This window comes from Herbaspirillum sp. SJZ106, assembly GCF_006715495.1.
Classification (GTDB): domain Bacteria; phylum Pseudomonadota; class Gammaproteobacteria; order Burkholderiales; family Burkholderiaceae_D; genus Herbaspirillum.
This window is the reverse complement of record NZ_VFNI01000003.1, coordinates 172,326-198,580: the sequence shown is the minus strand read 5'-3', so window position 1 is coordinate 198,580 and position 26,255 is coordinate 172,326. Positions and strand designations below refer to the sequence as shown.

Here is a 26,255-nt window from a genome sequence, read left to right as displayed (position 1 = left end):
TTTCGGCACGAAAGATTTGCTGCGATCCAGCATAATCCTCCCCAAGCCAAGAACACCTTTATTCACGATGCAGACCGTGCCGGCCCGCCACCGAGGCGAGCGCCGCAGCCACGCGATAGCCCGGCCCCAAGGCCGCCAGCAGCACCCGCAAACCCGGCGCAGACCAGCGCGCCGCTTCTTCACCAACCCCGTTTTCCAGAATCCTCACCGACATCGCGCCGGCGGGGATGACGCTTTCCGATCCATGCAGACCGCCTCGCGCAGCCTGCGGGAACAGTGCCGGCGCGAGCAACCCGCAGGACAGAAAAACAAAGAAAGGCCAGCGATGAACAATCCCAGCCCCAGCGAGATCCACCGCACGCCGCTGGCGTGCGCGCGTGCGTCAGAACACGCTTTCGGCGATGTTGTGCTGCGCGACCACGTTGCGCACGGTGGTCGCCTCGTCCTTGCTGACGAAGCGGCATTCGCCCTCGACCTTTTCCATGCCCATGGTGCAGGCGCGATGCAGCGGGCAGGTGGAGAACAGCTCGGCGACCCAGTCGACGAAGGCACGCACCTTGGGCGAGAGATGGCGGTTGTGCAGGTAGACCACCGAGATCGGCAGCGGCGCGGGCTTCCATTGCGACAGCACCTCGACCAAGCGGCCTTCCTCGATGTGCGGCATCACCATGTACAGCGGCGCCTGCACCATGCCGAAGCCCTGCAGCGCGCAAGCGACATAGGCGTCGCCGTCATTGACGGACAGCTTGCCGTCCATCTTGACCTCGCGCGTGACGCCGTCGACCACGAAATCCCAGTCGATGGTGCGGCCGGTGCGGCTGGAGAAGTAGTGCACCGACTTGTGCTGCTGCAAATCCTCGAGGGTGTGCGGCACGCCGTGGCGTTCGAGGTAGTCCGGCGCGGCGCAGGTCACGGTCTGGAAGGTGCCGATACGGCGCGCCACCATCGACGAATCCTGCAGCTCGCCGATGCGGATGACGCAGTCGACCGCCTCCTGCACCATGTCCACCGGGCGGTCGCCCATGCCCATGACCAGTTCGATATCCGGGTACTTGGTATAGAAGTCGCACAGGTTGGGCAGCAGCAACAGGCGGCCGACCGAGGCCGGCACGTCGATGCGCAACCGGCCCTGCGGCCCGCGCGTGACGTTGCGGAAGGATTGTTCGGTTTCCTCGACATCGCCCAGGATGCGCACGCAGCGCTCGTAGTAAGCGGCGCCGTCGGGCGTGAGGCTGATGCGGCGCGTGGTGCGGTTCAGCAGGCGCACCTGCAGCAGGCTTTCCAAGCCCTGGATGATGGTGGTGACGGTGGTGCGCGGCAGGTTCAGGTTATCGGCTGCTCGCGTGAAACTGTTGGCATCCACCACGGCGGTAAACACCTGCATGGCCTGGAAACGGTCCATTGCTCTCTCCTTTCGGTCATGCAGCCAAATCGCCGCGGAAACCGACTCAAAAACCAGAAAATTCACCAGAAAACAGATAAGGCGGCAGTCGCCTCCCAAGGCTGGAAGCGGCTTTCACACCCGCTTGGCAAGCAGCTCGACCTGGCCGCCAGCCTCATCCTGGGCCGAATTATGACGAATATCGACCCCACGATTGTTCGAACTTGGCGAACAGTGTTGTTGGATTATATGAGTTTATTTGAGACCGTGCTGTGGCGCACAATCCGCCTCACTCTCCGACAAAGGGCTTCGGCCCAGGCGCACATCATGGACGGCTCGCATTCCCTCGATATCCGCAATTTTTTCGTTCCCGGTCCGCTCGGGCGCATTCCGGTGCGCCTGTACCAGCCGGTACAGAAAGCTGGCGCCGGCCAGCGCCCCCCATTGCCGCTGGTGATGTACTTCCACGGCGGCGGCTTCGTCAGCGGTTCGCTCGACGACGCCGATGCGCCGGCCAGCTTCATCGCCCGCTACAGCGACAGCGTGGTGCTGTCGGTGGGTTATTCGCTGGCGCCGGCCAAGCCGTTCCCGGCCGCGCCGGAAGATGCCTATGCCGCCGCGGTATGGGCGTGCAAGCATGCCGATGAACTCAATGCCGACGTCGACCGCATGGTCGTAGCCGGCGATGACGCCGGCGGCAGCCTGGCGGTCAGCCTGACGCTGATGGTGCGCGACCGCTGCGCCAAGCCGCTGGCCGCGCAGGTGCTGATCAGCCCGATGCTCGACCCCAGCATGCGCCTGGTGGGCGACGCCGCGCGGCTGCAGTCGGACCTGACCGTCGAGCGCTGCGCCGCCTCCTATCGCCAGTACCTGCCGCAGACCATGCAGCGCCTGCACCCGTATGCGGCGCCGCTGGAAGTGAGCCGGCTGGCCGGCCTGCCGGCGGCCTTTATCGCCACCGCCGAGCGCGACGTGCTGTGCCCGGAAGCCGAGAAATACGCCTCCGGCCTGATCCGCGCCGGCGTGCATACGCAGGTGTCGCGCTTTTGCGGCATCACGCATGGCGCGCTGCGCACCCATATCCCGCTGCTCAAGGAAATCGTGAATTTCCTGCGCTGCCGCTTTGCCCGCGCGCATCGCGACGATAGCAATGACACCGACTATACGCCGTTCAACCTTCAACCATCTCCCACTCTCTGAGGACAAGAACATGAACACTCCTACTACACTACGCCGCCGTTACGCCCTCACCGCCACCGTGCTGGCCGTCATCGCCCTGACGGTCGGCGGCGCCATTTCCGCCGTCGGCATCTCGGCCAACGCCAGCACCGCCCCGGCCGCGCCGCCGGCTGCCCCGGTCGATGTGGCCGAAGTGGTCAGCAAGCAGATCATCGACTGGCAGGCCTACTCCGGCCGCATCGAGGCGGTCGACCGGGTCGAGGTGCGCCCCTTGGTCGGCGGCACGCTGACCCAGGTGCACTTCAAGGATGGCGCCCTGGTCAAGAAGGGCGATGTGCTGTTTACCATCGACCCGCGCCCCTATGCCGCCGAAGTAGCCCGTACCGAAGCGCAGCTGGCCGGCGCCGAGGCGCGTGCCGGCTATACCTCGGCGGATCTGGCGCGCGGCCAGCGCCTGCTGGGCGACAACGCCATCGCCAAACGCGACTTTGAAGAAAAACAGAACGCCGCGCGCGAAGCCGCCGCCAGCGTGCAGGCCGCCAAGGCCGCCGTGCGCGCCGCCCGCCTGAACCTGGAATACACGCAGATCACCGCGCCGGTCTCCGGCCGCATCTCGCGCGCCGAGGTCACGGTCGGCAACGTGGTCAACCCCGGTTCGGCCAACGCGCCGCTGACCACGCTGGTCTCGGTGGCCAAGGTCTACGCCTCGTTCGACGTCGATGAGCAAAGCTTCCTCAAGTACGTCAACCCGGCGCGCGCCGCCGGCACCGCGGTGCCGGTCTACCTCGGCCTGGCCAATGAGGACGGCTACTCGCGCCAGGGCAAGGTCGGCTCGGTGGACAACCGCCTCGATCCCGCCTCCGGCACCATCCGCGTGCGCGCCGTGTTCGATAACGGCGACGGCCAACTGATCCCCGGCCTGTACGCCCGCGTGCGCCTGGGCGGCGGCGCCCCGCACGAGGCCGTGCTGATCGATGAAAAGGCGCTCGGCACCGACCAGGACAAGCGTTTCGTCATGGTGGCCGACAAGGACAACCACGCCATCTACCGCCAGGTGCGCGTCGGCGCCAGCCTGGATGGCCTGGTGGTGGTGGAGAACGGCCTCAAGAGCGGCGAGCGCATCGTGGTCAACGGCCTGCAGCGCATCCGCCCGGGCGACGCCATCGCGCCGACCGTGGTGCCGATGCAGCCGCAAGCCAAGACCGTCGACGCGCAGGCCCAGCCGGCCGGCGGCAAGGCCTGAGGCCGACCCGGACCAACCGTGCCATCGCTTTCAAGAAAAACAACAGCTTTGACATCCAGAAAAGCTGAAGGAACCTGAACATGAATATCTCAAAATTCTTTATCGACCGCCCGATCTTCGCGGGCGTGCTGTCGGTACTGCTATTGCTGGGCGGCGTGCTGGCCATGTTCCAGCTGCCCATTTCGGAATATCCCGAAGTGGTGCCGCCCTCGGTGGTGGTGCGCGCGCAGTACCCCGGCGCCAACCCCAAGGTGATCGCCGAAACCGTGGCCTCGCCGCTGGAAGAGCAGATCAACGGCGTGGAAAACATGCTGTACATGCAGTCGCAGGCCAACAGCGACGGCAACCTGACCATCACCGTCAACTTCCGCCTGGGCGTCGATCCAGACAAGGCCCAGCAGCTGGTGCAGAACCGCGTCGCGCAAGCGCTGCCGCGCCTGCCGGAAGACGTGCAGCGGCTGGGCGTGACAACCATCAAGTCCTCGCCCACGCTGACCATGGTGGTACACCTGATCTCGCCCGACAACCGTTACGACACCACCTACCTGCGCAACTACGCGGTCCTGAACGTCAAGGATCGCCTGGCGCGCATCCAGGGCGTGGGTGAAGTGGGCCTGTTCGGTTCCGGCAACTACGCCATGCGCGTGTGGCTGGACCCGAACAAGGTGGCCCAGCGCGGCCTGACCGCCTCCGACGTGATCCGCTCCATCCGCGAGCAGAACGTGCAGGTGGCCGCCGGCGTGATCGGCGCCTCGCCCAGTTCGCCCGACGTGCCGGTGCAGCTGTCCGTGAACGCGCAAGGCCGCCTCAAGACCGAAGCCGAGTTCCGCGACATCATCCTCAAGGGCTCGCCCGACGGCGCCGTGACCAAGCTGGGCGACGTCGCCCGGGTGGAACTGGCCGCCTCCGAATACGGCCTGCGCTCGCTGCTGGACAACAAGCCGGCGGTGGCCATCCCGATCTTCCAGGCGCCCGGCGCCAATGCGCTGGACGTGTCCACCCAGGTGCGCGCGGCGATGAAGGAACTCTCGGCCGACTTCCCCAGCTCGGTCCAGTACCGCATCGTGTATGACCCGACCCAGTTCGTGCGCGCTTCCATCGAAGCGGTGGTGCATACGCTGTTGGAAGCGATCCTGCTGGTGGTGATCGTGGTGATCATCTTCCTGCAGACCTGGCGCGCCTCGATCATTCCGCTGCTGGCGGTGCCGGTCTCCATCATCGGCACCTTCTCGCTGATGCTGGGCTTCGGCTACACCATCAACGCGCTGTCGCTGTTCGGCATGGTGCTGGCCATCGGCATCGTGGTCGATGACGCCATCGTGGTGGTGGAAAACGTCGAGCGCAACATCTCCGCCGGCCTTTCGCCGCGCGAAGCGACCTACCGCGCCATGCAGGAAGTCTCGGGCCCGATCATCGCCATCGCCCTGACGCTGGTGGCGGTGTTCGTGCCGCTGGCCTTCATGACCGGCCTGACCGGCCAGTTCTACAAGCAGTTCGCCATGACCATCGCCATCTCGACGGTGATCTCGGCCTTCAACTCGCTGACCCTGTCGCCGGCGCTGGCCGCCATGCTGTTGAAGGGCCACGGCGAGAAGCCGGACTGGCTGACCCGCGTGATGGACCGTTTCCTGGGCGGCTTCTTCGTCCGCTTCAACCGCTTCTTCAACCGCGCCTCGGACAACTACGGCCGCGGCGTGACCGGCGTGATCAAGCGCAAGGGCACGACCATGGGCGTGTACGCGATACTGCTGGCGGCCACCGTGGGCATCGCCTACATCGTGCCGGGCGGTTTCGTGCCGGGCCAGGACAAGCAATACCTGGTGGCCTTCGCGCAATTGCCCAACGGCGCCTCGATCGACCGCAGCGAAGACGTGATGCGCAAGATGAGCGACATCATGTTGAAGGAACCCGGCGTGGACAGCGCCATCGCCTTCCCCGGCCTGTCGATCAACGGCTTCACCAACAGCTCTTCGGCCGGCATCGTGTTCGTGGGCCTGAAGCCCTTCGAGGAACGCAAGTCCAAGGAACTGTCGGGCAACGCCATCGCCGCCTCGCTCAACAAGAAGTTCGGCGGCATCAAGGAAGCCTTCACCGCCGTATTCCCGCCGCCGCCGGTGATGGGCCTGGGCACGCTGGGCGGTTTCAAGATGCAGATCGAAGACCGCGATGCGCTGGGCTATGCCGAACTGGACAAAGCCGCGCAGGAGTTCATGAAGGCCGCCGCCAAGGAACCGGCGCTGGGCCCGATGTTCTCCAGCTACCAGATCAACGTGCCGCAACTGGACGTCGACCTCGACCGCATCAAGGCCAAGCAACTGGGCATCCCGGTGACCGACGTGTTCAACACCATGCAGATCTACCTCGGCTCGCTGTATGTGAACGACTTCAACCGCTTCGGCCGCGTCTACCAGGTGCGCGCCCAGGCTGACGCTCCGTTCCGCGCCAAGGCCGACGACATCCTGCAGCTGAAGACCCGCAACGAAGCCGGCGAAATGGTGCCGCTGTCGTCGGTGGTCAAGGTCAAGCAGACCTTCGGCCCGGAAATGGTGGTGCGCTACAACGGCTATACCGCCGCCGACATCAACGGCGGCCCGGCGCCGGGCTATTCGAGCGACCAGGCCCAGGCCGCAGCCGAACGCGTGGCGGCGGCGACCCTGCCGCGCGGCATCAAGTTCGAATGGACCGACCTGACTTACCAGAAGATCCTGGCGGGCAATGCCGGCGTGTGGGTGTTCCCGATCAGCGTGCTGCTGGTGTTCCTGGTGCTGGCCGCGCTGTATGAGAGCCTGACCCTGCCGCTGGCGGTGATCCTGATCGTGCCCATGAGCATCCTGGCGGCCCTGACCGGCGTCTGGCTGACCCGCGGCGACAACAACATCTTCACCCAGATCGGCCTGATGGTGCTGGTGGGACTGTCGGCCAAGAACGCGATCCTGATCGTCGAGTTCGCCCGCGAACTGGAAATGCAGGGCCGCACCGCGGTGCAAGCCGCGATCGAAGCCAGCCGCCTGCGCCTGCGTCCGATCCTGATGACCTCGATCGCTTTCATCATGGGCGTGGTGCCGCTGGTGACCTCCACCGGCGCCGGTTCGGAAATGCGCTATGCGATGGGCATCGCGGTGTTCTTCGGGATGCTGGGCGTGACCTTGTTCGGTCTGTTCCTGACCCCGGTGTTCTACGTGCTGCTGCGCACCCTGAACCGCCGCAAGCTGCACTCGGCCTCGCACCATGAGGCGCCGATGACCGCCGGCTCGCACGTGCCGCAGGCCGCGCATGCCGCCCCCGGTTCGCAGGAAGACCGCTGATTTCTCTGGAGTAGAAAAATGAATGCAATCAACATGAACTCCCCCGCCCCGGGCCTCGGCCTGGCTGGCCGCCTGCTGCGCCCGGCGCGGATCGGCTCCGCGCTGCTGGCCGCACTGCTGGTGCTGGCCGGCTGCTCGGTGGCACCGACCTACGAGCGTCCCTCGGTCGATACCCCGGCCGCCTTCAAGGAAGCCGCCGGCGAAAACGGCAGCCAATGGAAGGCGGCCCAGCCGGCCGAAGACATCGCCCGCGGAGAATGGTGGAAAATCTTCAACGACGACAGCCTGAACACGCTGGAAGAGCGCGCCCAGCAAGCCAACCAGGACCTCAAGGCGGCCGCGGCCCGTTTGGGCCAGGCGCGCGCCCTGACCCGCGATGCGCGCTCGGGCTACTTCCCGCAGGTGGACGCCGGCATCGGCGCCACCCGCCAGCGGCCCTCCCCGGCTTCGCAAGGCTTGCCGGCCGACGCCAACACGCAGCCGTTCACGCTGTACCGCGCGCAGGTCGGCGTGTCGTATGAAGTCGACCTGTTCGGCCGCGTCTCGTCCAACGTCGATGCCGCCACCGCCGACGCCCAGCGCAGCGAAGCGCTGTTCCATTCGGTGCTGCTGGCGCTGCAGGCCGACGTCGCCCAGCAATACTTCCAGGTGCGCGAGCTGGATGCGGCGCTGGAGCTGTACCGCGGCACCGTGGAGCTGCGCGGCCAGTCGCTCAAACTGGTGCAGCGCCGCTTCGACGAGGGCGACATCAGCGAGGTCGACGTCGCGCGCGCCAAATCGGAACTGGCCTCGGCGCAATCGGAAGCGCTCGGCATCATGCGCCAGCGCGCCAGCGCCGAGCACGCGCTGGCGATCCTGTTGGGCAGCACGCCGGCCGAGTTCTCGCTGCCGGCCCGTCCGCTCACGCGCATCTCGATCGGCATCCCGGCCGGCCTGCCCTCGGCGCTGCTTGAACGCCGCCCGGACATCGCCGCCGCCGAACGCGCGATGGCCGCCGCCAACGCCCGCGTCGGCGTGGCCAAATCGGCCTTCTTCCCCAGCCTGAACCTGACCGGCGGCCTCGGCTACGAGTCGGCCCAACTGGGCGACCTGTTCAACTGGTCCAGCCGCACCTTCCTGCTGGGCCCGCTGGTGGGTACCGCGTTGAGCATGCCGCTGTTCGACGGCGGCCGCCGCCAGGCCGGGGTCGACCGCGCCCGCGCCAGTTACGAGGAACAGGTCGCCAGCTATCGCGGCACGGTCTTGAACGCCTTCCGCGAAGTGGAAGACAACCTGGCCAACCTGCGCATCCTGGGCGACCAGAACCGCGCGCAGGACGAAGCCGTGGCCGCCTCGGCGCGCGCCGCCAAGCTGTCGCACACGCAATACCGGGAAGGCGCGGTCAGCTATTTCGACGTGATCGACGCCGACCGCACCGTGCTGCAGCAGCAACGCGTCTCGGTGCAACTGGATGGCGAACGCGCGCGTTCGACCGTCAACCTGATCCGCGCCCTGGGCGGCGGCTGGGGCGAGTTGCCCGCGGCCACCCAATTGTCATCCGCAAAATGAACGCTGCCGTCCCCGTAAGAACGGAGACGGCAGCACAGAAAGGAAAAACGCCATGCCCATCACCCTGCACCAAGCCAGCATCCCGTTCCTCATCCGCGGCCTGCAAACCCTGTCCACCCTGCTCGACAAGGCCGAGCAGCACGCCGACGAACACAAGCTGGAACCGGCCGAACTGACCGGTGCCCGTCTGTTCGACGACATGTATCCGCTGTCGGCCCAGATCCAGCGCGCCAGCGATACCGCCAAGGCCACCGCCAGCCGCCTGTCCGGCCTGGCCGCGCCCAACTTCCCGGACGACGAAATCACCTTCGACGAACTGCAGGCGCGCATCAACAAGACCATCGTGTTCCTCGAAGGCATCCCGGCCGACGCCATCGACGGCCAGGAAGAACGCAAGGTCAAGATGATGCTGCGCGGCGAAGAACACGCCATGAGCGGCCAGGCTTACCTGACCCAGTTCGGCCTGCCCAACTTCATGTTCCACGTCGTCACCGCCTACGGCATCCTGCGCCACCGGGGCGTCAAGCTGGGCAAGATGGATTATCTCGGCCTGTAGGCCGCACAAAGGAAACGGCCCGCATCCTGCGATGCGGGCCGTGACGGATTCAGCAATTTCCCGTGGTACTTGCCCGCCGTTGGCGGGCTTTTTTTAAGGCGAACGGATGGCGGACGTCATCCGCGCAAGCGGAATGTCCCGATGTTCCTACCTGCCACACCACGCCATGACCGCGCCCGGCCATCGCGCTCAAAGGTAGCGCACCTCCATCGTGACCGAACCGTCAAAGTTGATTTCTTCGCCGGTCGGCAAATTCTGGCCCTGTTCCAACACCGGTGTCACCGTCAGCTCGCCCGTGATGGTTTTCAGGGGGGCTACCGTAGAGCCACCCCAGCCATACCACTCGCCGGCGGCGAGCAGGTTGGTAGAGTTATAACCCCAGTGGGCATCGGCCGCGCTCGACGTCGATATCAACCCATAAGTATTGCCGCGATCATGCCTGACATTGGCAAGACCCAATTGGAAAGCGCCGATATTCTTGTTGCCAACCGTGCCCAGCCCATACATCGCCTGATCCCCGTACCAGCCGGAATACGCGGCATTGGTGTACCGGAACAGGCCCGGCACCTTACTGCCTGCGCGATTGTCCGTGAAGGACAGCGCGATTCTTATCGGTTGATCGCATGTAATCGAGAAACTTGCACTCTGGGTCGGCAATGTCGTATTGGAGGTTTTGTTGATGCTGGCACTGGCAATCAGCCCATAGACCACATAACCCCTATTGCCAATCTCGAGCGAACAAGCGGCCGGAGTCACCTTACCGCTGACCTTTACTTCGGTACTGGGCGCCGCCGATACAGCGGCGGAACACAGCAGCATGCCGATGCACATAAAGGCGATTGATTTTTTCATGGTTGCCCCTCCCATGGGCAAAGTCCCGCGATATGCGGACTTCGTTTACTTGATGCAGTGACCTCAGTTTGCCAATTCGTTTCTCGTATTCATATGAGAATAATCTCAAATAACATTTGTCTTTTGTTTCAAAAAGACAATAAAACCCCGGCTTGTATCATCCCGATACAAGCCGGCCATCACTGAGCTCGGTATTGATTGAATAAATGGCGTGATTAATAAAAAGGGGAAATTGACCTCGGCACCGGCATTCACCCTGCCGGCTGTTGCACCCAATGCTACTGATAAGACATGGTCATGGTGACCACGCTATTAGCCGTACCCGGCTCTACCTTCTCCGCAGTCTGCACGTAACGCGCCCTGAAAGTCTCGATATGGGTAGGAGTAGCCGCAGTCGCATCGAACAGTTTGAACTGGTTCGGGTTGCCTGCGACTGCGGAATCCGGGCCGAAACTGACCAGCGTATCGGTCGAACCGCGCAATATTTGGACGCCGATGCCCGAGGCGGTCGACGTGCTCGTCAGCGGCAAGGTGCTGCTGCGATTGGCGACATTGCTCGGATCGCTCATGGTCATGTGAACGGCGGTTTGTACGCCGGTGCAGTCAATGCTGATCCTGAAGGAGGTGGTCGGCGTGGTGCTGCCTACGCCAGTGAATGCCGTTCTGCGGTGATTGCCCAGCGACACCGTTGCCGGGGATGTCATCTCGCAGGTCTGCGGCACGATTGTCACGCTGTTGGTAGTTGTCATCGTGGCCGCAACCAGGCGGCCGCCGGCAGCATTGTTAAAATCGACAGCATTGATACGCCGCTTGAGTCCCGCCGGAAATACCGTCCCGGAATGGACGACATCCGAAGTTTTCACCAGTACGATTTCCGCAGCGTATCTTCTGACAAGCGCAGCTGATGACCCCCAAGCCCCCCCATTCGTTGGCCACGCCGAAACGCTGGTCAACTGCATAGGATTGCCGTCGGATTGAAGGACACGATAAGCGACTCCGGCATCGGTCATGGAACCGTCTCCCCTTCTCAGATAGCCGTTGATTCCATCATTACGAGTATCCGTGGCCGCATTAACAGTCTCTCGTACGCGATCTCCCGGTTGACATTGCAAAGCCTGGCCAGTTTTAGTGATACTGCGAATCGGCGCACGCGCAATAACGCTTCCGACCGGTAAATTGCGCGGAATCGAAACACGGCCATTCGGAAATGTATAAATCACTTCCTGGCCTTGGATTTCTTGATCGGCAGGCACTCGCACGAGAGTGCAAGCACCGTAAGCGGAACCGGCGGTCAACAGAAGCAGCATGGCGGCCGGTAAGCGATTAGGTTTGGACAACACGACTCGCTCCTTGGGAAAGCCTAGATTGTCCAAATATCCTGCGCATCCCACCATGAGAATAATCTCAAACCCAATGCGCTCTACCGGCACCCGTAAAAAGAAAACGACCCGCCTCTTCCGAAGCAAGCCGTTCGCCAAAGGGCCAGGAGGCCCGACCGCGCGCTGATCCGCTATTGCATCTGGACCCTCACCACCACACGCCCGCGTACCGGCCCTGGCGCGATGGTCGCGCCGGTCTGGTAGTACTGCACGGTGAAGGGGTACTGGGCGGTGCCATTGACCATTCGGGTACCTCGCTCAAGCTGGCCGAATTCGATCGGCCTTTGCGTCGTTTTGTTGATGATCTGGAAGGCGACGTTGTTGGCGTTGCCGTTCCCGATATCCGTGGCGATCACCCCCGGCGCACCGGAAGGATGCCTATATGCCGGACTGAAGGCAACGCCAATGTCGGATACTTGTCGCTCCCCGGAGCAATTGAGGGTGATATTGAAGTCCTTGGGTTTGGCGGTCGAACCTATTCCCGTCAGCTCCTTGCTCGCCACTGTGGGCAGGGTGACCACGTCGGGCGCCGTCATCTCACAGGTCGTTCGGACCGCATAAAGACCGTTTGTCCTGAAGTACCAACCGGTCGCTCCCCTGCTCGATATGGGGGGCCACGCCGATATGGCCGTAGGGCCGCGACCATAGTAGAACACGGTGCCGCTGTTGAGGCCCCTGGAATCCCTCAACGCGTGGACCCGCACCCGCGCCTTGACATTGATCGGCTCTGACAAGTCGCCATCCGGCAGCCTGTACCGCTGCCAACCGGGCTCATAATTGGGTAGGTCCAGGTCGACAGTGATCCCCATGGAGGCATTCTCCGTCATGCATATCTTGCTCGTGCAATCGTTGAATAAAAACAGATAGTTAGGCGTGGGACCGGAGCATTGCAGATGGAGCGGGGCTTGCCCGAAGACAATCTGGAACGGCACGATCCGGTCGTAAAGGACATCACCCGCCTTGGCATTGGACGGTATCGATATGGCCTCTCTTGGAATGTCCACCATCACACTAGCAGTCTCTGCCTGCCGACACTCCGCCCGCGCGGTGAAAGAACACATACACAGCGCCGCCGCGACCAGCAACAGGCGCCCCAAAGATGACATGAACATGGCGAAGTCCCGATCCCGGCGAAAATAAACGACAGGATCGCAGTCTAGGCCAGACGCCCGCGCGGCACGATAGGAATAGTCTCAAATGCGCGGCGGGCACTGACAAAGTTCACACCGGCGAACGACGCAAGGAAGAACGGCCGGCCTTGCCGACGAATCTCCTTATGCTGCGCCGGCCCGCTGCAACAGCGCCTGGCAACGCCTGGACAAGGATTCCAGCCGCAAGCCCTTGCCGGCCCTGGCATAGCGTTCGCTCAGCGTTTGCATCGCCGCGATCGCCGAATGGTCCGCCAGCCGCAGATGGCGGCAATCCAGCACGACCTGCTGCGGATCGCGCTGCGGGTCGAACAGTTCGAGGAAGTGGGCAGTCGAAGCGAAGAACAGCGTGCCGTGCGGCAGGTAGGTGCGCGAGCCATCGGCATTGTCGGTCACGTCGGCGCGGATCTCGCGCGCATGTTCCCAGGCGAAGTTGAGCGCGGCGATCACGATGCCGCACAGCACCGCCACGGCCAGGTCGGTGAAGACGGTGATGACGGTCACGGCGACGATCACGATGGCGTCGTTCCTGGGCACCTTGCCCAGCACCCGCAGCGAGCCCCAGGCGAAGGTTTCCTGCGCCACCACGAACATCACGCCGGCCAGCGCGGCCAGCGGGATGCGTTCGATGGCCGGCGCCAGGAACAGGATGAACATCAGGATCATCACCCCGGCCACCACGCCGGACAGGCGCGAACGGCCGCCCGAGCCGAGGTTGATCATGGTCTGGCCGATCATGGCGCAACCGCCCATGCCGCCGAACAGGCCCGACGCCACATTGGCCGCGCCCAGCGCCAGGCATTCTCGATTAGGCTGGCCGCGGCTGGCGGTGATCTCGTCGGTGAGGTTGAAAGTAAGCAGGGTTTCCAGCAGGCCGACAATGGCCATCAGCACCGCGTACGGGGCGATGATGCGCAAGGTCTCCAGGTTCATCGGCACCTCGGGGAAATGCCACAGCGGCAGGCCGCCGGCGATCCTGGCCATGTCGCCCAGCGTCGGCGTATGCAGTCCCGTCAGTTGCACCAGCAAGCCGACGCCGAGGATCGCCGCCAGCGCCGGCGGCACCGCGCGGGTCACGCGCGGCAACAGCCAGGTGATCAGCATGGTGAGCAGGGTCAGGCCCAGCATGATGGCCAGTGGCGTGCCTTGCAGCCATACCGGGCCGGTCGGGGTGGCATGGCGGAAGTGTTCGAGTTGCGCCAGTGCGATCACAATGGCCAGGCCGTTGACGAAACCCAGCATCACCGGATGCGGCACCATGCGCACCAGCTTGCCCAGGCGCAGCGCGCCGAACAGCGCCATCACCAGGCCCGACAGCAGCACCGTGGCCAGGAAGTATTGCGCCCCATGCTGCGCCACCAGCGCCACGATCACCACCGCCATCGAACCGGCGGCGCCGGAAATCATCCCCGGCCGGCCGCCGAACAGCGCGGTGATGGTGCAGATGAAAAAGGCGCCATACAGCCCCATCAGCGGGTTCAACTGCGCCACCAGGGCGAACGCGATGCACTCCGGCACCAGGGCGAAGGCGGTGGTCAGGCCGGCCAGCGTGTTCTGGCGGAAGTCGCGCAGGCGTGAGGGAGTGGGCGAGGATGAGACGGCGGCATCGGTCATGGCGGCGGCGAAGGCCTGCCGCGGATGGCGGGCCGGATGTAGGTCTGGTCAGTGTAGAACATAGCCGACGGTCGCCGGCATGCGATGAAGGCGTCATTTTACTGCAACGCAATAAGAGAACCAGCGGCTTTTATTGTGCATCAACGGCTATCGAGCGCATGCGCCATAAATATGCACATCCAAAGAGAGTCTCTAGCGTGTAGTTTATTTATTTGGGTAGCTTGGTCTTGCTGCGTGCAGATGTACTGGCTCTATGCTTATCTTTCTCCGGTCTAAGCGGAGCGCCGGGTGCGGCCCGGCAGCCGCTCACTTTCTTTGCTTCGCCAAAGAAAGTAAGCAAAGAAAGGCAACCGCAACTACCCAGCCCCTTCGGGGTCCCCGACGGAGTGGGCAAAAAAATGGGCAAGGCAGAGTCGCTTCGCTCCGACTGCCTTGCTGATCCATTTTTTTGCCCACTCCGCCGGCTGGTTAGATGCGGACTCGGTAACCGGCTCGCCTTCGGCATCGCCAAGCTTGCGGCCAGCTTGGTTCAAGGAATGGCGCCAACGCGCAACGCCCCTCCCAAGCCCGATGCCGTAGGCGAGGCGTTCAGGTTTTCTCCCCTTGTGGGCCAGCCGTTGGAGTGCCATTAAAAATGGATCAGCGAGGCAGTCGGAGCGTAGCGACTCTGCCTCGCCCATTTTTCATGGCGCTCCAACGGGTACCCCGAAGGGGCTGGCACTTAGGGGCCGCCTTTCTTTGCTTACTTTCTTTGGCGGGCCAAAGAAAGTGAGCGGCTGCCGGGCCGCACCCGGCGCTCCGCTTCGACCGGAGAAAGAAAAGACTAAAGCCAGTACATCGACCAGCAGCAAGAGCAGACTACCCAAAAAACATCAAGCCAGTACACCAACACACAGCGGCATCGCAAAGCAAAAAGTAACGCCACTCAACGCAACATAGCCGACATCGCCGACAGACTATTCAATACCCGCACCGCATATTCAGCCGTAGGCGCATCAAACTCCACCGTAACGTTATCCACCCGTTCGAGGATGGGCAACTGGCTGAACAGATCGGCCAGCGCCACGCTCTGCGCCTGCAACCGGCAACGCAGCGGCCCGGGCAAGATCAGCGACGGCATGGCCGATGGCTGCGCCAGCCATTGCGCCACCGCCTCCTTGGCACGCGTTTCCAGCAGTGCGCAGGATTGCGCGGGCGACAGCGTATCGCCGCTGTTGGCGCCGTAAGCTTTTTTGGTTTCGGCAAATACCGCATGCGGAAACAGCGGCCGGTTCTCTTCCACAAAAGCATCGTCGCCGCTGCCGAAGATCACCGGCACGCCATGCTCGCCGGCCAGGGCGCCGTACAAGCCGGCCTCGCCCATTTCCTGCCCGCCCAGCCAGACGCGCGCGAAAGCGAAGCTGTTGGTGGTGTGCGCCAGGATGCCGCGCCCCTGGGCGCGCGAATGGTAGCCCACCAGCATCGCCGCATCGACCTCCTGGTCGACGCCGCCCATCATGCCCAGCACGCGCGGCTTGCCCAGCACCATGCGCGCTTGCGGCAACAGCAGCTCGGGCAACAGGTTACGAAAGCCCCCGTGCGAATCGTTGACCTTGACGGCCGTGGCGCCGGCAGCCAGCGCGCCGCGGATGACGGCGTTAGCCTCTTCGGTCATCCAGCGCCGCGCGCGTTCGTATTCGCCATTGCCGGGACGGGTCTGCTCGGGATGGAAGACGCCGGCAACGCCTTCGATATCGACCGAAACCAGGATGTTGGCGCGCTTGACGGTATGCATGATGTAGTCCGAAAAATCAATCAGGATGGCAGGCGCGCCAGCCGCTCGCGCAGGCATTCGCGCACGCGGCCGTCGCGGCCGCGCACGGTCTGCGCGGCGAACAGCGCATTGACAATGGCCTGCTCGACGCTGTCGGCGGCGGCATGGAACAGCGGATCCAGCAGATGGTCTGGCAGCAGCGCCATGTTCAGGCACTCGTTGCCGGCCTCGATCTGCTGGGCGGTGGAAAAGGCCAGCGCGATATCGCCGCTGCCATGGCCGTAGACCGAACCGGTACGCGCCAGGCCGGCGCCGGCACGGGTGGACAGGCGCTTCAACTGGCGCCCGTCGAGCGGCGCGTCGGTGGCAAGGAGCATGATGATGGACCCCTTCTCGGGCGCCTGCTCCGCAGGTTCGGCCACGGCCATGGCCAAGGCGCGGCCCAGCGGCTGCCCGTCCAGGATCAGATCCTGCAACCTGCCGAAATTCGATAGCACCAGCGCGCCCACGGTGAATGCATTGTCGCCGGCGCCGACGGCGACAATGCGCGAAGCGCTGCCGATGCCGCCCTTCATGCCGAAGCTGGACATGCCGCGTCCCGCCCCCACCGCACCTTGCTGCACGTCAGCGGACAACGCCGCCAGCGCCTGCCGGAAATGCGCCTCCTGCACGGCGAAGGCATGCAAGTCGTTGAGGTAGCCGTCATTGCATTCCATCACCAGCGGGTTGACCGTGGGCTGGCTGCGGCCGATCTCCGGATTGGCCTGCAGGGCATGGCGGATCTGCGCGGTGACGATGGTCCCCACGGCAAAGGTATTGGTCAGCGCGATCGGCGTTTCCAGCGTGCCAAGCTCTTCCAGCTGCACCAGCCCGGCGCTCTTGCCGAAGCCGTTGATGACAACCGCCGCCGCCGGCAGCTTGTGCGCAAACAGGTTGCCGCCATGCGGCGACACCACCGTCACGCCGGTCTGCACCGGCCCGTCGTCCAGCGTGCAATGGCCGACCGTCACGCCTTCGACATCGGCGATGCTGTTGCGCGGGCCGGCGGCGAGCCGGCCGATATGCGGCGCATCCATCAGCGCTGGTCGATCTTGGGATCGAGCGCGTCGCGCAGGCCGTCGCCCAGCAGGTTGAAGGCCAGCACCGTCAGGAAGATGGCGATGCTGGGGAAGAGTGCGATATGCGGCGACGTGATCATGTCGGCGCGCGACTCATTGAGCATCAGGCCCCACTCCGGCGTGGGCGACTGCGCCCCCAGGCCGAGGAAAGACAGGCCGGCGGCGGTGATGATGGAAGTGCCGATGCGCATCGTGAAATACACCACGATGGACGACACCGTGCCGGGGAAGATATGGCGCCACATGATCGTCATGTCGGAGGCGCCGATGCTGCGCGCGGCTTCGATATAGGTCAGGTTCTTCAACTGCAGCGTATTGCCGCGCACCAGCCGCGCGAAGGCCGGGATGCTGAACACCGAGACCGAGATGATAACGTTGAGCATGCCGCCGCCGAGGATGGCGACGATGCCGATGGCCAGCAGGATGCCGGGAAAGGCGAACAGCACGTCGCAGATGCGCATGGTGATGCGGTCCCACCAGCCCTCGTAGTAACCGGCCAGCAAGCCGAACACCGTGCCGATCACCGCGCCGATGGCCACCGACAGGAAACCCGAGGCCAGCGAGATGCGGGTGCCGGCGATGATGCGGCTGAAGATGTCGCGCCCCAGCGCGTCGACGCCGAACCAGTGCGTCCAGGTCGGCGGCGAATTGAGCGCATCGTAGTCGAAGAAGTTTTCCGGATCGAAAGGCACGATCAGCGGCGCGAAGATCGCCAGCAGCACCAGGAACAACACGAAGCCGCCGGCATACATCGCCAGGTGCTGCTTCCTGAACTTGCGCCAGAACTCGCGCCACGGCGTGCGGATCTTCTGGCCGGAGACGGCAGCCACCGCCGACGGGTCGGGCGGCGGCAGCGGCGCGCCGGTCTCGGAAATGGGAGCATTGGACAGAGACACGGCTTACCTCACTTGAAACGGATGCTGGGGTTGATCACGGCATACAGCACGTCCACCACCAGGTTGATGAAAATGAATTCGAGCGAGAACAGCAGGATCGAGGCCTGGATCACCGGATAGTCGCGCATCTCGACGGCGTCCACCAGCAGGCGCCCCATGCCCGGCCAGTTGAACACCACCTCGACCAGGATCGCGCCGCCCAGCAGGAAGCCGAACTGCAAGCCCATCATGGTGACCACCGGGATCAGGGCATTGCGCAGGCAGTGCTTGATGACCACCACCTTCTCCGACAAACCCTTGGCGCGCGCGGTGCGCACGAAATCCTCCTGCAGGATCTCGATGAAGGAAGAACGCGTGAAGCGCGCCATCACCGCCGCCACCGCCGCGCCCAGCGTGATCGAAGGCAGGATGTAGTGGCGCCAGGTGTCGTCGCCCACCGTCGGCAGCCAGCCCAGTTGCACCGAAAAGACCTGCATCAGCAGGATCCCCAGCGAAAAGGCCGGGAAGGAAATGCCGGATACGGCCAGCGTCATGCCCAAGCGGTCGGGCCATTGGTTGCGCCACACCGCCGATGAGATGCCGATGACCAGGCCGAACAGCACCGCCCAGACCATGGCCACCACCGTCAGCCACAAGGTCGGCCAGAAGCGCGCGCCGATCTCTTCGGAAACCGGGCGCTTGGTGCGGATCGATTTGCCAAAGTCACCCTGGGCGGCATTGACGAAGAAACTGATGAATTGCTCAGGCAGAGGCTTGTCCAGGCCGAGGTCGGCGCGCACCAGCGCCACCGTCTTCTCGTCGGCCTCGGGGCCGGCCGCCAGCCGCGCCGGGTCGCCCGGCAGCAGGTGAATGAACAGGAATACCAATACCGCCACCAGCAGCAGCGTGGGGATGAGGCCTAACAGGCGCTTGATGACATAGGAAAACATGAAGCTCTCGCTGGTGGATCGAAACCTTGGATACTGCTTGTTACAGGAGGGAGAGGCATTCGCCCCTCACTTGCCTGAAGTCCCGGCACTGGATGGCAGCCATCCAGCACCGGTTACCGCATTGGCTTACGCGGCATTACTTGGTGAATTCGATGTTCTCGAACTCATAAGCCTGGTCGGGCATCACATAAATGCCCTTCAGGTTCTTGGCGCGTGCGTACAACAGCTTTTCGGTGACCAGGAAGGCCCACGGGGCATCCTTCCAGATTTCCTGCTGGGCATCCTTGTACAGCGCTTCCTTTTCCTTGCGGTCGGTCAGGGTCAACGCCTTGGCGATATCGCTGTCGACCTTGTCGCTCTTGTAATAGGCGGTGTTGAACAGGCGCGGCGGGAATGATTCGGAAGCCAGCAACGGACGCAGGCCCCAGTCGGCTTCACCGGTCGAGGAGGACCAGCCGACGTAGAACAGGCGGATCGGCGCAGTGGCAGGATCCTGCCAGCTTTCCACGCGCTCCACGCGCTGGCCCGCTTCCAGGGCCTGGATCTTGGTCTTGATGCCGACCTGGGCCAGTTGCTGCTGCAGGAACTGGATCACCTTCACCGCAGTCGTGTGGGTGTAGGCCGACCACAATTCTGTCTCGAATCCGTTCGGATAGCCGGCTTCGGCCAGCAGCGCCTTGGCCTTCTTCACGTCATACGGCCAGGGGCCGGTCTTGTAGGCATAATCCACGCCCTGCGGCAGCACGCCCTCCATCGGCACGGCGTAACCATTGAACGCCACCTTGGCCAGCGCCTGCTTGTTGATGGCGTAGTTGATCGCCTCGCGCACCTTCGGGTTATCGAATGGCTTCTGCTTGACGTTCATCGACATATAGCGCTGGATGATCGACGGGCCTGCGACCACGTCCAGGTTGCCCTTGCTCTTGAGCAGGTCGGCCTGTTCATACGGCAGCGGATAGGTGAACTGGGCTTCGCCGGTCTGCATCATGGCCGCGCGCGAATTGTTGTCGACCACCGGTTTCCACAGGATTTCGTCAACCTTGGGGTAGCCCTGCTTCCAGTAGCCGTCGAACTTGGCCACCTTCAGGTAGTCGGTCTGCTTCCACTCGACGAACTTGAACGGGCCGGTGCCGACCGGATGGAAGGCGATGTCCTTGTTGCCGTACTGCTTCAGCGCGGCCGGCGAGATCATCACCGCCGAGGGATGGGCCAGTACGTTGATGAAGGCCGAGAACGGCTCCTTCAATGTGACCTTGACCGTGTAGTCGTTCAGGATCTCGGTCTTGGCGATGCGGTTGAACAGGTTATAGCGCTTGAGCTTGTTCTCGGGATTGGTGACGCGGTCGAACACGGCCTTCACCGCATCGGCCTTGAAGATGGTGCCGTCATGGAACTTCACCCCTTGCTTCAGGCGGAAGGTGTACTCCAGTCCGTCCTTGCTGACCAGGTAGCCTTCGGCCAGCACCGGGATCAGCTTCATGTCCTTGTCGAAGCCGAACAGGCCCTGGTAGAAGGACTTGGTCACCGACAGCGACAGCGTGTCGTTGGCATCATACGGGTCCATCGTGGTGAAGGTCGAAGCCACCGCGACGGTCGCGGTCTTGGCGGCAAAAGCGTTGGCCGCGCCGAATTGCATGGCTGCACCCAAGGTGCCCATGGCCAGCCATTTGGCGGCGGTCATGGCTTTCATTTTTGCGGTTGCGGACATCTGTCTCTCCTGATCAGTGACTATGTGGTTGATACTGCCTGTTGCGCTACTTGGATGACTTCATTTACTGCAAACACTACTACCGGCAATCAGAAAGCCCCGGCAATACTATGCGTAGCCACGAAATGGCCCGGCGCGACCTCTTTCAGGGGCGCCACATTGGGCTCGTCGCCCACCATCCGGATCGGGCTGGGGATCTCGTCGGTCATCAGCTTCTTGCCCGGCTGGCGCAAGGTCGGGTCGGCCACCGGCACCGCCGCCATCAGCTTGCGGGTATACGGATGCTGCGGGTTTTCGAAGATGGCGCGGCGCGGGCCGATCTCGACGATCTGCCCCAGGTACATCACCGCCACGCGATGGCTGATGCGCTCCACCACCGCCATGTCGTGCGAGATGAAGATGAAGGAAATACCCAATTCAGCCTGCAGATCGAGCATCAGGTTGACGATCTGCGCCTGGATCGACACATCCAGCGCCGACACCGACTCGTCGGCGATCACGATCTTCGGGTTCAGCGCCAGCGCGCGCGCGATGCAGATGCGCTGGCGCTGGCCGCCGGAGAATTCATGCGGATAGCGCTGGCCGTGTTCCGGCGTCAGCCCTACGCGCGTGAGCAAGGCATCGACGCGCTCGCGCGCGCCCTCCTTCATGCCATGCACCAGCAGCGGCTCCATGATGGAATAGCCGACCGTCATGCGCGGGTCGAGCGAGGCGAACGGATCCTGGAAGATGAACTGGATGTCGCGCCGCAAGTGGCGCAACTCCGAGCGCGGCAATTGCGCCAGGTCGCGCCCGCCGAACTCGACGCGGCCGCCGGCGATATCCACCAGCCGCAGCAGCGAACGCCCGGTGGTCGACTTGCCGCAACCGGACTCGCCGACGATGGCCAGCGTCTCGCCCGCATACAGATCGAAATTGACCTTCTCCACCGCATGCACGCGTTGCCTGACGCGACCGAAGATGCCGCTCTTGACGTCGAAACGGGTGGTCAGGTCGCGCACCTTCAAGATCGGCTGGCGCTGCCCGGCGATCTCTTGCTGGCCTTGCAGTTCGGTGGCGATGGCTTGCGGCTGTGCTTCGGCGTCGGCGGCGATGCCGAAGCGGCGCGGCTTGTCGGTGCCGCGCATCGAACCCAGGCGAGGCACCGCCGCCAGCAAGGCTTGGGTATAGGGATGAACAGGCGCGGCAAAGAGGCTCTTCACCTCGTTTTCCTCGACCTTCTCGCCGCGGCACATCACCACCACGCGGTCGGCCACTTCGGCCACCACGCCCATGTCGTGGGTGATGAAGATCACGCCCATCTGCATCTCTTCCTGCAGCGAACGGATCAGTTGCAGGATCTGCGCCTGGATGGTCACGTCCAGCGCCGTGGTCGGCTCATCGGCGATCAAGAGCGACGGCTTGCACGACAAGGCCATGGCGATCATCACGCGCTGGCGCATGCCGCCCGAGAGCTGGTGCGGATGGCGCCCCAACACGCGTTTGGCCTCCGGAATACGCACAATCTCCAGCATGCGCAGCGCCTCGGCCCGCGCCGCCGCATGGCCTTTGCCCTGGTGCAGGCGGATCGATTCGGCGATCTGCTCGCCGACGGTGAATACCGGGTTGAGCGAGGTCATCGGTTCCTGGAAGATCATCGCGATCTCGGCGCCGCGGATGCTGCGCATGGTAGCGCTGTCGGCACGGGCCAGGTCGAGCGACTGGCCGTTGCGGCGCAGGAACTGCATGCCGCCCTGGACGATCTTGCCGCCGCCATGTTCGATCAGGCGCATGATCGCCAGCGACGACACCGACTTGCCGGAACCCGATTCGCCGACAATGGCCAGGGTCTCGCCGCGGCCGACATGGAATGAAAGGCCGCGTACCGCCTCCACCGTCCGCTCGGAGGTGGAAAAGCTTACGCTCAGGTTGCTGACGTCCAGCACGCGTTGTGGCTGTTGCATTTCTGTTTTCTCCCGCCCGGCGCCGTTCAGCATCCGGACTGCTCAGGCTGCTCGGACTGATATATCGCCGTCACCGGCGCCAGTTCTCCACGCCCATAAGCACGATACATGCCCTCGGTATTGAAGGGCAGCGCCAGGTTGCCCTGCGCGTCCAGCGCGATCAGGCCGCCGCGGCCGCCGATCATCGGCAGCAATTGGAATACCACCTTGTCGGTCGCCTGTTGCAGCGTGTCGCCGGCATAAGCCATGCGCGCGACCACGTCATAGCAGGCGGCCGCGCGCATGAAGGCCTCGCCGGTGCCGGTGGCCGATACCGCCGCGGTCGAATTGGAGGCATAGCAACCGGCGCCGATCAACGGCGAGTCGCCCACGCGGCCGGGTTGCTTGTTGGTGATGCCGCCGGTCGAGGTGGCGGCGGCCAGGTTGCCGAACTTGTCCAGCGCCACCGCGCCCACGGTGCCGAACTTGTTGTCGGGGTCGAGCGGCGCCTTTTCCTGATCGCCTTCACGGCCTTCATGGCCGCCCTCGCCGCCTTGCCGGGCGAAGGCGAAGGATGCGGCGTCATGGTCGAGCATCGCCCCGGCCTGCCCGCGCACGCGCAGCCACTGCTGATGGCGCGCGTCGGTATGGAAATAGCCGGGCTCGACCATCTCCACCCCATGCCGGGCCGCGAAGGATTCCGCGCCCTGCCCGACCAGCAGCACATGCTCGCTCTGTTCCATCACGGCGCGCGCGGCCAGCACCGGGTTGCGGATATGGGTGACGCAAGCCACCGCGCCGGCGGCCAGGTCGATGCCGCTCATCACGCTGGCGTCCAGCTCATGCTTGCCCTCGCTGGTGTATACCGCGCCATGCCCGGCGTTGAACAGCGGGCAGTCTTCCAGCAGGCGCACCGCCTCGGTGACCGCCGCCAGCGCCGAACCGCCGGCGTTGAGCACGGCCTGGCCGGCGGCGACGATATCGGCCAGCGCCTGGTGGTAGCCCGCTTCTTCTTCCGCGCTGAGGGAATGGCGGGAAATCGTTCCCGCGCCGCCGTGGATGGCGATGACCGGAGTATTCATGCTTTCGTCTTTCCTTTGGATTGGGCAGCAGTTCTGCCTGCCGGCCTGGCGGACTTGCCAACCGGCGTCGTCCCCGGGCGCTGCTGTTGCGGCAGGTACAGCCACGGCAGCACGAATTCAGCCATCTGCGAGGCCGCCTGCACCGAGCGGCTGGCGCGATGCGCGACCGCGTCGCACAACGCCTGGATCAGGATCAGCGCCGCCGCATCGGAAGTCGGCGAGAGCTTGCGGTCGGTCTGCGCGAAGATTGTCACATCGGCCAGCGGCGCCAGCGGCGAGCCCGGCACATCGGTAATGGCGAGGATTTTCGCGCCCTTCTCCACCGCCCGCTGGGTCAGCCAGACAGTGTCGGCCGCATAGCGCGGAAACACCATCGGGATCACCAGGTCGCGGCTGTCAAGCTTGAAGAACTGGCGGCCGGCCTGCGACGGCCCGCCGGCCAGCGCCACCGACGACACGGTGCGCACATAGGGTTCCAGCGCATGCGCCATCAGCCCGGCCAGATAGGCGGAGGCGCCGAAGCCGGTGATGAAGATGCGCTCGGCGGCCAGGATCATGTCCACCGCCTGCTCGCACTGCGCGGGCGAGAGCATGCGGCGGGTGGCCTCGATGTTGTGGATGTCGTTCTCGAACGCGGCGGCCATGATCTCGGCGCTGGTGGCCGGGCGCTGCACTTCGTTGCGCAGCTTTTCCACCGGCGCCAGCGTGGTGGCGAAATCGGACACCAGCGCAGCGCGGAACGAGGCGTAGCCGTCGAAGCCCAGCGCATGGGCGAACCGGTTGGCGGTGGCGACCGAGATGCCGGCCGCTTCCGACAGTTCGTCAATGGTCATGGTGGCGGCGCGGAAGGGATTGCCCAGCACATAGTCGGCCGTCTTGCGATGCGACTTGGACAATTGCGGATACAGCTTGCCCACGGTCTGCGCCACGGCGCCCGCGCCTTGCAGCATGATGTTTTTCGGCTGTTGCGTCACAGTCCGCCTGCCCCATGAAAGTGTTTTTATCGATGCCTTGAGGCGCTTACCGGCCACTTACCGGCCACTTACTCGCCATTTACTGGCCACTTGCCCGGAGGCAGATGGCCGTCTCCGGCGCTCAAGAAAAATGTAAATATATTTTCATTTTATTGGAGAGTAAAGAAAAAATACTTTCAAAAACAGAATATCCATATTTGCACCAGAAATACCCTAAAAATCCTTCGAGATGCACTGTTATAGAGGCTTTTTCTATCGCGCCGCACCAAAAACGAGAACATCCAAAAACCAGCGGCAGTGGATAAAATACGCTCCTTTGCGGACGCATGGCGGCAAAACGATTTCGCCTGCCCCGCATCCCTCCTTCCCCTCACCCAGCCAACTCCAGCGCCATGAATATCCGCTTCCTAGAAACCTTCGTCTGGCTGGCCAGGCTGCGCAATTTCCGGCTCACCGCCGAACGCCTGCACACCACGCAAGCCGCCGTCTCCAGCCGCATCGCCTCGCTCGAACAGGACTTCGGCGTGCGCCTGTTCGACCGCAGCGCGCGCGAGGTGGCGCTGACCGCCGACGGCAGCAAGGCGCTGGTGTATGCCGAACGCATGGTCAAGCTCATGCGCGAGATGAAGGACGACATGTCCGACAAGCAGGTCTACACCGGCGTGATCCGCATCGGCGTCATCGAATCGATCGTCCATAGCTGGTTTCCCGATTTCCTCGGCCGCCTGCACAAGACCTTCCCGCGCCTGCAGATCGAAATCGCCAGCGATACCACCATCCACCTGCACGAGCAGTTCAGCAAAGGCAACCTCGACCTGGTGCTGCAGGCCGAACCGGTGATCGGCCCGCAGGTCAGCAACATCGCGCTGTGCGAGTTCCCGATGCGCTGGGTCGGCAGCCCCAAGCTCGACATCGGCAGCGAGACGCTGACGCTGTCCGACCTGGCGGCCTTCCCGGTGGTCAGCTTCGCGCGCAACTCCGGCCCGCATGCGGTGATCGAGCGCATGTTCTCCAGCAGCGAACGCGGCAACCTGCATATCAACTGCATCGCCTCGGTGGCGACCATGATCCGGCTGGTGACCGACGGCTTCGGCATCGCGGCGGTGCCCCCGGCCATCATCCAGCGCGAGCTGAATGAAGAGATATTGCACCTGCTGCGGGTCGATACCGAATTTCCGGCGCTGGCCCTGATCGCCTGCTTCCGCTCAGACCATGAGAATCCGCTGACCGAGACCGTGGCCCGCATCGCACAGGAAACGGCGTCCGACTTTGCACTCAATTGGGGACATGAGATCGCCCGCCTGCCTTCGCCCCTGGCGGCAGGCTGAATCGCCAATCCGAAATCCGTCGTCCCGGCGCAGGCCGGGACCCAGTATCTTTCGTTGTGCCTCAACAGCCGCTGAACGACCCCGGGTCCTGGCCTTCGTCAGGGCGACGGAGATAAATAATCCAGCTTGAGTGCATGGTATTGGCGCAAACACGCCCCGCTTTTGCTCATAAGATTTTTCAATCAATCCTGTTCAGATTTTCTTGTTGGACAGCGTCCCGCCCTCATCCCCATACTGAATTAAGACCGGCACCCGCCATGCGCCATCGCATGCGCCTGGCAATCACAAGAACCCGACCGGCTCCGCACACTGTCCAGACACCCGCGCGCCGCCGCAAACC

21 protein-coding genes are annotated in these 26,255 nt (G+C 63.8%); 7 read left to right on the top strand and 14 right to left on the bottom strand.

What is annotated here, in order from left to right:
* Positions 1–58: 58 nt before the first annotated feature.
* Positions 59–355 carry a hypothetical protein gene (locus FB598_RS10710; protein ID WP_141914689.1) on the bottom strand — a complete coding sequence of 99 codons (297 nt, stop codon included), beginning with the start codon at positions 353–355 and terminating at the stop codon, positions 59–61.
* Between the two features lie 27 nt (positions 356–382).
* On the bottom strand, positions 383–1,402 hold the full coding sequence (locus tag FB598_RS10705; RefSeq protein ID WP_141914690.1) for a LysR family transcriptional regulator: 1,020 nt from the start codon (positions 1,400–1,402) through the stop codon (positions 383–385).
* Positions 1,403–1,708: 306 nt separating this feature from the next.
* Between FB598_RS10705 and FB598_RS10700 the strand changes: the two genes are divergently transcribed.
* The 5 genes from FB598_RS10700 (at position 1,709) to FB598_RS10680 (ending at position 9,212) form a co-directional block, all read left to right on the top strand.
* Positions 1,709–2,581: an alpha/beta hydrolase fold domain-containing protein gene (locus tag FB598_RS10700; protein WP_255464009.1), complete on the top strand. Its 873-nt coding sequence runs from the start codon at positions 1,709–1,711 to the stop codon at positions 2,579–2,581.
* Positions 2,582–2,591: 10 nt separating this feature from the next.
* Positions 2,592–3,803 (top strand): efflux RND transporter periplasmic adaptor subunit, encoded by a 1,212-nt coding sequence (locus FB598_RS10695; RefSeq protein WP_141914692.1) that lies wholly within the window; start codon positions 2,592–2,594, stop codon positions 3,801–3,803.
* Between the two features lie 80 nt (positions 3,804–3,883).
* Complete coding sequence (locus FB598_RS10690) at positions 3,884–7,108, top strand: efflux RND transporter permease subunit (RefSeq protein WP_141914693.1); 3,225 nt, start codon at positions 3,884–3,886, stop codon at positions 7,106–7,108.
* An 18-nt stretch (positions 7,109–7,126) separates the two neighbouring features.
* Positions 7,127–8,656, top strand: a complete 1,530-nt coding sequence (locus FB598_RS10685) for an efflux transporter outer membrane subunit (protein ID WP_370454669.1) — start codon at positions 7,127–7,129, stop codon at positions 8,654–8,656.
* A gap of 52 nt (positions 8,657–8,708) precedes the next feature.
* Complete coding sequence (locus FB598_RS10680) at positions 8,709–9,212, top strand: DUF1993 family protein (RefSeq protein WP_141914694.1); 504 nt, start codon at positions 8,709–8,711, stop codon at positions 9,210–9,212.
* A gap of 189 nt (positions 9,213–9,401) precedes the next feature.
* On the opposite strand, the gene FB598_RS10675 is transcribed toward FB598_RS10680, so the two are convergent.
* From FB598_RS10675 to FB598_RS10620, 12 genes are all read right to left on the bottom strand, one after another.
* Positions 9,402–10,064, bottom strand: a complete 663-nt coding sequence (locus FB598_RS10675; RefSeq protein ID WP_183405839.1) for a DUF1120 domain-containing protein — start codon at positions 10,062–10,064, stop codon at positions 9,402–9,404.
* 278 nt (positions 10,065–10,342) lie between these two features.
* Positions 10,343–11,401, bottom strand: coding sequence for a fimbrial protein (locus FB598_RS10670; RefSeq protein ID WP_183405840.1), 1,059 nt, complete (start codon positions 11,399–11,401; stop codon positions 10,343–10,345).
* Between the two features lie 173 nt (positions 11,402–11,574).
* Complete coding sequence (locus FB598_RS10665) at positions 11,575–12,555, bottom strand: fimbrial protein (protein ID WP_141914697.1); 981 nt, start codon at positions 12,553–12,555, stop codon at positions 11,575–11,577.
* 162 nt (positions 12,556–12,717) lie between these two features.
* Positions 12,718–14,205 carry a SulP family inorganic anion transporter gene (locus FB598_RS10660; RefSeq protein WP_141914698.1) on the bottom strand — a complete coding sequence of 496 codons (1,488 nt, stop codon included), beginning with the start codon at positions 14,203–14,205 and terminating at the stop codon, positions 12,718–12,720.
* A 925-nt stretch (positions 14,206–15,130) separates the two neighbouring features.
* Positions 15,131–15,979 carry a M55 family metallopeptidase gene (locus FB598_RS10655; protein WP_141914699.1) on the bottom strand — a complete coding sequence of 283 codons (849 nt, stop codon included), beginning with the start codon at positions 15,977–15,979 and terminating at the stop codon, positions 15,131–15,133.
* Positions 15,980–15,999: 20 nt separating this feature from the next.
* Positions 16,000–17,034 (bottom strand): P1 family peptidase, encoded by a 1,035-nt coding sequence (locus tag FB598_RS10650; protein WP_141914700.1) that lies wholly within the window; start codon positions 17,032–17,034, stop codon positions 16,000–16,002.
* On the bottom strand, positions 17,034–17,930 hold the full coding sequence (gsiD, locus tag FB598_RS10645) for a glutathione ABC transporter permease GsiD (protein ID WP_221292303.1): 897 nt from the start codon (positions 17,928–17,930) through the stop codon (positions 17,034–17,036). The genes FB598_RS10650 and gsiD overlap by 1 nt, the downstream gene beginning before the upstream one ends.
* 50 nt (positions 17,931–17,980) lie before the next feature.
* The gene (gsiC, locus tag FB598_RS10640; protein WP_141914702.1) at positions 17,981–18,901 is read right to left on the bottom strand and encodes a glutathione ABC transporter permease GsiC; all 921 of its coding nucleotides are present in this window, start codon (positions 18,899–18,901) and stop codon (positions 17,981–17,983) included.
* 136 nt (positions 18,902–19,037) lie between these two features.
* Positions 19,038–20,609, bottom strand: coding sequence for a glutathione ABC transporter substrate-binding protein GsiB (gene gsiB, locus FB598_RS10635; protein WP_141914703.1), 1,572 nt, complete (start codon positions 20,607–20,609; stop codon positions 19,038–19,040).
* 89 nt (positions 20,610–20,698) lie between these two features.
* Entirely contained in the window at positions 20,699–22,552 is a 1,854-nt protein-coding gene (locus tag FB598_RS10630) for a dipeptide ABC transporter ATP-binding protein (RefSeq protein ID WP_141914704.1), read from the bottom strand.
* Between the two features lie 26 nt (positions 22,553–22,578).
* Positions 22,579–23,613, bottom strand: coding sequence for an isoaspartyl peptidase/L-asparaginase family protein (locus tag FB598_RS10625; RefSeq protein WP_141914705.1), 1,035 nt, complete (start codon positions 23,611–23,613; stop codon positions 22,579–22,581).
* Positions 23,610–24,563 (bottom strand): MurR/RpiR family transcriptional regulator, encoded by a 954-nt coding sequence (locus tag FB598_RS10620; protein WP_221292287.1) that lies wholly within the window; start codon positions 24,561–24,563, stop codon positions 23,610–23,612. Before FB598_RS10620 ends, FB598_RS10625 begins: the two co-directional genes overlap by 4 nt.
* A 128-nt stretch (positions 24,564–24,691) precedes the next feature.
* On the opposite strand from FB598_RS10620, the gene FB598_RS10615 reads away from it, so the two are divergent.
* Positions 24,692–24,892, top strand: coding sequence for a hypothetical protein (locus tag FB598_RS10615; RefSeq protein ID WP_141914707.1), 201 nt, complete (start codon positions 24,692–24,694; stop codon positions 24,890–24,892).
* A gap of 87 nt (positions 24,893–24,979) precedes the next feature.
* Complete coding sequence (locus tag FB598_RS10610) at positions 24,980–25,915, top strand: LysR family transcriptional regulator (RefSeq protein WP_141914708.1); 936 nt, start codon at positions 24,980–24,982, stop codon at positions 25,913–25,915.
* The last annotated feature ends 340 nt before the right edge of the window (positions 25,916–26,255 follow it).